At 44.8% G+C, this 5549-nt stretch carries 7 protein-coding genes; all 7 read left to right on the top strand.

All coding sequences use genetic code 11. The features are described 5' to 3' along the window. Nucleotides 1-676 (top strand): carbohydrate ABC transporter permease (locus tag AC1DUA_RS21250; RefSeq protein ID WP_477501670.1); only part of this gene is annotated, 676 nt, incomplete at its 5' end. A 1-nt stretch (nucleotide 677) separates the two neighbouring features. Then, nucleotides 678-1517, top strand: coding sequence for a carbohydrate ABC transporter permease (locus AC1DUA_RS21245; RefSeq protein WP_477501669.1), 840 nt, complete (start codon nucleotides 678-680; stop codon nucleotides 1515-1517). After that, the gene (locus tag AC1DUA_RS21240) at nucleotides 1518-2231 is read left to right on the top strand and encodes a copper homeostasis protein CutC (RefSeq protein ID WP_477501668.1); all 714 of its coding nucleotides are present in this window, start codon (nucleotides 1518-1520) and stop codon (nucleotides 2229-2231) included. 10 nt (nucleotides 2232-2241) lie between these two features. Then, complete coding sequence (locus tag AC1DUA_RS21235; RefSeq protein ID WP_477501667.1) at nucleotides 2242-3231, top strand: ROK family protein; 990 nt, start codon at nucleotides 2242-2244, stop codon at nucleotides 3229-3231. 47 nt (nucleotides 3232-3278) lie between these two features. After that, complete coding sequence (locus AC1DUA_RS21230; RefSeq protein ID WP_477501666.1) at nucleotides 3279-4013, top strand: glucosamine-6-phosphate deaminase; 735 nt, start codon at nucleotides 3279-3281, stop codon at nucleotides 4011-4013. A gap of 428 nt (nucleotides 4014-4441) precedes the next feature. After that, nucleotides 4442-5365, top strand: a complete 924-nt coding sequence (locus AC1DUA_RS21225) for an NAD(P)/FAD-dependent oxidoreductase (protein ID WP_477501665.1) — start codon at nucleotides 4442-4444, stop codon at nucleotides 5363-5365. 30 nt (nucleotides 5366-5395) lie between these two features. Beyond that, on the top strand, nucleotides 5396-5549 hold a 154-nt coding region (locus AC1DUA_RS21220; RefSeq protein WP_477501671.1), incomplete at its 3' end, for a glutaredoxin family protein.

Genomic DNA, 5549 nt, shown 5'->3' with positions numbered 1-5549 from the left:
TTCTTTATTGTGGGTCGTTATGACGGTTGGTCTGCAATTCGTTCTCGGATTTATTCTGGCACAGGCTTTGAATACCAAGTTTAAAGGCAAAAACATCTACCAATCCATTGTATTTCTCCCATGGGCGGTCTCTGCATTTTTGATCGGGATGATTTTCAAGTGGATGTTCAGTGAGCAGAACGGATTGATTAACTATCTATTAATTAAGCTCGGAATAGTGGCAAAAGGTATTCCGTTTTTGGCGCTTCCTGGTATTTCGATTTTCCCTATCATCATCGCGATGGTTTGGTACGGCGTGCCGTTTTTTGGAATCATGTTGCTGGCCGCTTTGCAATCGGTACCCAAGGATATTTACGAATCCGCAGATATCGATGGTGCTGGCAGATGGACAAAGCTATTTTATGTGACCATTCCTTTTATTAAGTCGACGATCATCCTTACCGTTTTACTTCGCGTTATTTGGGTGTTCAACTCAGCGGATCTCATTTATATTATGACCAATGGGGGGCCTGCTAACACTTCGCACAATCTATCATCGTACATATTCAATCAGATTTCATATACGACGGATTTCGGGCAAGCGTCCGCTCTCGGTGTACTCATGTTGATTATTCTAATTATCTATACGTTAATTTTCCTTCGTGCAACCAAATATGACGATGCAGGTGATTTTTAAAATGACTTCCTTCGGACGAAAAGCGGCTCCTGAATTAGTTAGATTTGTTGTATTGTTGCTCTTTGGGTTAGGTACGCTGCTTCCTTTTTATTGGATCATAGTGACTTCTCTAAAAACAAGACAAGAAATATATAGCGGCCAATTGACCTTGTGGCCCAAAGCGCTAACGTGGGTGAACTATATCGATACCCTGCAAAATACGAATTTTCCCCGATATTTATTGAACAGCTTTACGGTTAGCATGAGTAGTTCACTTCTGGTTCTGCTTGCTTCCATCTTGGGAGGATACAGTTTGGCCAGATATCAGTTTAAGGGTAAAAAATTCGTGCTCGTCTCCTTCTTGGCTACCCAAATGGTGCCGGTCATGGTCATTCTAGTACCTTTGTTTATTACCTTTGGTCAAATCCATTTATTGAATAAGCTGCCCGCATTGATTATTACTTACACGGCGATGAATATACCGTTTTGCTTGATTACGATGTCCAGTTTCTTTCAGCGTATTCCGGTTTCTTTGGAAGAAGCGGCTATGATTGACGGCTGCAACAAATTCCAGACCATGTCTAAAGTTGTGCTGCCGATGATGCAGCCGGGTATCGTGGCGACATTTGTGTTTGCTTTTATTGGTTCATGGAACGATTTGTTCTTCGGGGTTATGTTTACAAACAGCGAATCGGCCAAGACGGTTCCTGTCGGTTTAAGCAGTTTTGTTCAGAAATTCGATATCAATTGGGGGCAAATGAGTGCGGCAGGCATTATATCACTCATTCCTGTCGTTATTATGTTTGCCATCGTGCAAAAATATATCGTTGCTGGTTTAACACAAGGAGCTGTGAAAGGATAGGTGAAACATGTGCTGCTTGAAGTTATTGCTACGAGTGTGAGGGACGTCATTGCGGCTGAACGGAGTGGTGCCGATCGGATCGAACTCATCACCGGCATGCTGGAAGGTGGGTTGACGCCAAGTTACAGGCTAATCAAAGAGGCGGTTCGGGCTACCGCGCTTCCCATTCAGGTGATGATCCGACCTCACAGCTATTCTTTCTTCTATGATCGACTAGATGTTGCCACAATGATTGCGGACATCCGCATGGTCAAACAACTTGGGGCCGCTGGCGTGGTGTTTGGTGCGCTTACGCATAACCAGCGTCCGGATTTGGAAGTGATGGCGAGATTGTTGGAAGAAGCGGAGGGTCTATCTGTTACCTTCCATCGTGCGTTCGATGAAGTTCGGGATGTTCAGGAAGCGCTTGTAGAGTTAGATAAGTTCAAGCAAATCGATCGTATACTGACCTCGGGCGGYAAACCTAATGTTTTGGATGCCGTCCAGGAGATGAAGGATCTGGTTGCTTGGAGTCAAAAGAGTTCCATACAGATTTTAGCAGGAAGCGGGCTTACGATTGAATCATTGCCTGCATTTGTAACCGAAACAGGCGTGCAAGAGGTGCATTTTGGAAAAGGCGTACGAATGAATGGCGATCCGCTTGGCCCGATTGATCCCGCTAGGATCCAACAGATTAAAGAACATAGGTACAAGTCTACCAAGACAGATGTATGAAGGAGCAACTATGACAATTGACGGGTACTTTTTAGGGATAGACATCGGTGGAACCAAAATGTTGGTTGCGTTGGTGGACGCTCAAGGGCACGTACTAATCAAAGATCAACAGCCTACCTTGGCAGCTGAAGGAGAGCATGAAGTCATTAGAAGGCTGATCAATATGATCGAGTCGCTGCTGTCCTCTGTACCAAATTTTAATTTATGCAGTATTTTAAGTCTAGGTATTGCGACTGCAGGTATACTTGATATGGATACGGGAACAATTGTTCTGTCGACGAATTTAGGCTGGAGAAATGTTGCACTAGGGCCGATATTGGAACGAAAATTCGGTATTCCTGTTCGCCTAATTAATGATGCAAGTGCTGCAGCGTTGGGAGAATGGATCGTTGGGGCAGGCAAAGGAACAGAGGACTGTTTGTATGTAACCGTGTCCACAGGAATAGGGGGCGGTGTCATCAGTGGTGGTCACATGCTGCTGGGCGCTTCGAATAATGCAGCGGAGATTGGCCATATCAGCATTGATCGGAAAGGGCCCACGTGCAAGTGCGGGAATAGAGGCTGTGTAGAAATGTATGCCTCCGGCAATTCAATAGCCCGCATAGCGACTGAAGATATACTTGCTGGCAAGCTGTTAACAGCGCCGCTGGCTGACTTGGCCGGACATGATCCGAAAAAGGTTACTGCGAAGCTTGTGGCAGAAGCTGCATCAAGCGGTGACCCTTATTCCGTCTCTTTGTTGAAAGATGCTGGGGAGGCGCTTGGGGCAGCGATGGTTACGATTATTCATCTGTTCAATCCGGAAATCATCATTTTCGGTGGAGGTGTGTCTCTAAGCGGGGATGCGCTTTTCGAGCCAATGTGGGGAACAATTCAAAAACTTGGAATCGAAGATATGGTGAAAGATGTGAAAATTACTCGCTCATCTCTCGGAGTGGATGCGGGGGCCATCGGTGCTGCATTATTATGGAAGTATGAGAATCAAGCCGTTACAATTTGAAGCAGTAAATCTCAAATTGCTAATTAGATACATGAAGGAGAATTCGATTGAGAATTGAAGTCTTATCGACGGAAGAAATTAAAACTAGAGTTGCGGACCTGATGACGGAACAGATCAAGCGCAATCCGAAATCCGTACTTGGCATGACCACGGGCTCATCACCTTTAAAATATGGAATATATCAAGAATGGATTCAGCGGGAGCAAGCGGGTGAGCTTTCATTTCATGAAGCGAGATTCATTAACCCTGATGAGTTGGCCGGCATTCCTGCTGATCATCCAGAAAGTTATCGAACCTATATGCAAGAGCATTTGTTTAGTCAACTTCAGACGCTTCGATATGAGCCGCAAATTCCAGATGGCAATTCAGCTGATCTGATGGCTGAATGTAGGAGATTTGATCAAGTGTTGGCCGATCTAGGTTACGTTGATTGGCAGCTTATGGGGCTGGGCTTAAACGGACATATTGCTTTTATCGAACCAAGTGATAACATACCGGCGAAAACTTATGTTTCCCAGTTGTTTGAAGAGAACAGGCCTAGTCAATCGCCACATTTTAGTTCTGAGGAAGAGGTACCCAAGCAATCGATAACAATCGGTTTGGAGGCCGTTATGAAAGCGCGGAACATCGTTCTGGTTGCTACAGGCGACAATAAAGCCGATATAGTGGCGAAAGCTTTTACTGGGCCAATAACTACAAGTGTTCCAGCTTCTTTCTTACAGCTGCATGCGAACGTGACGATCATTCTCGATGCTGCGGCTGCTTCAAAAATCGCATTTTAATAGACCTTTTTAAGTGCCGCGACTATCGTGGCTTTTTTTTTATTTTCTGGGAAATGTTTTTGTCAAAATCAATGCAAGCAGGGCGGTATAAGTTTATCGCACGTGTTGTGCACAGTGGGGAGAAGGTTATTATTTCTCAATGAGGTAAAACATATCCCATTTACCATGATCGCATGTTTTAGGCAATCCATCCCGGGATCATTAAAGGGGAATTAAAATCAAGCGGTCTCAAGTTATCGATAAAAAATCCTTCTTAATATTGAAATACCTTCTTTACATGTTGCAACATATGGAAGGGGTGTACTTTCCTTATTTATAATAATTATCAAAAAGTATTGACTTTCATTTAATTTTATTTATAATAATTATTATCTGATATCGATTATCAGTGGACAAGCAGTTGAGCGGATAGAAAGGGTGCAGCGGCGATGTACGATGTCATTATTATTGGAGCAGGACCGGCAGGAGCTTCAGCTGCCATATATACAGCCAGAGGGAACTTGAAGACACTGGTGATTGACAAGGCGCCGAACACGGGAGCTTTGGCCATCACGCACAAAATTGCGAATTATCCAGGCGTGACTGGGGAGTTGTCTGGCAAGGATCTGCTGGATACCATGCGGGAGCAAGCAAAAGGCTTCGGCGCTGAATTCATTCAAACGACGATTACGGCTGTAGATGTGGAAGATGAGACGAAAGTCGTGTTTACGGCGGACGGTATGTATGAAGGCAAATCGATTATCATTGCAACGGGGTCAAAAGGACGTAACCGTATGCTTCCTGGTGAAGAGAACCTGCTTGGGCGTGGCGTGAGTACTTGTGCAACGTGTGATGGAGCTTTTTTTGAAGGGAAAACGGTCGCAGTCATTGGTGATTCGGAAGAAGCGCTGGAAGAAGCTCATGCACTAAGCAAATTTGCGGAAAAAATCCACTTCGTGGTACCACGTCCCGAGTTGCAAGGTGTTCATCATACCCCGGAGATACCGGGAACGGACATCCTCTATAAAGCCAAACCGCTTGAAGTGCTTGGCACCAATAAAGTAGAGGGGCTTCGCATTCGCACAGGCGCAGGTACGGAGGAAGTTCTTGAAGTGGACGGCGTTTTCGTTTTCCTATCAGGCAGTAAGCCGGGAACAGACTTCTTGCAAGGCCAAGTTCCGTTGGATGAAGAGGGCTTTATGATTCTCGACAGCTCGATGCAATCATCGGTTCCAGGTGTTTTCGGAGCAGGAGAGGTCAGACGCACACCTGTTAAGCAGGCGGTCGTTGCAGCTGCGGATGGCGCCATTGCGGCCATGGCTGTTGATAAATTTATTAATAAACGGGCTCAATTGATTCCGCAATATAAATAATCTTATACCCCTACGAGGAGATGAAATCATATGTCTAACGTCATTGTTTATTCAAGCACGAATTGCCCTTATTGCCAGCAGTTAAAAAAATACTTAACCGATCAGCAAGTTCCCTATGAAGAAAGAAATATTGATTTAAATGATCAATTTGGTCAAGAACTTCATGATATGGGCATGATGTCGC

It is taken from the genome of Paenibacillus sp. 01T422 (assembly GCF_056398785.1).
This window is presented reverse-complemented; position numbering and strand designations above follow the sequence as displayed.

Bases quoted from the DNA above. Each gene is read 5' to 3' on its own strand.
- AC1DUA_RS21245 (WP_477501669.1), top strand. From the start codon at position 678: ATGACTTCCTTCGGACGAAAAGCGGCTCCTGAATTAGTTAGATTTGTT.
- AC1DUA_RS21235 (WP_477501667.1), top strand. From the start codon at position 2,242: ATGACAATTGACGGGTACTTTTTAGGGATAGACATCGGTGGAACCAAA.
- AC1DUA_RS21225 (WP_477501665.1), top strand. From the start codon at position 4,442: ATGTACGATGTCATTATTATTGGAGCAGGACCGGCAGGAGCTTCAGCT.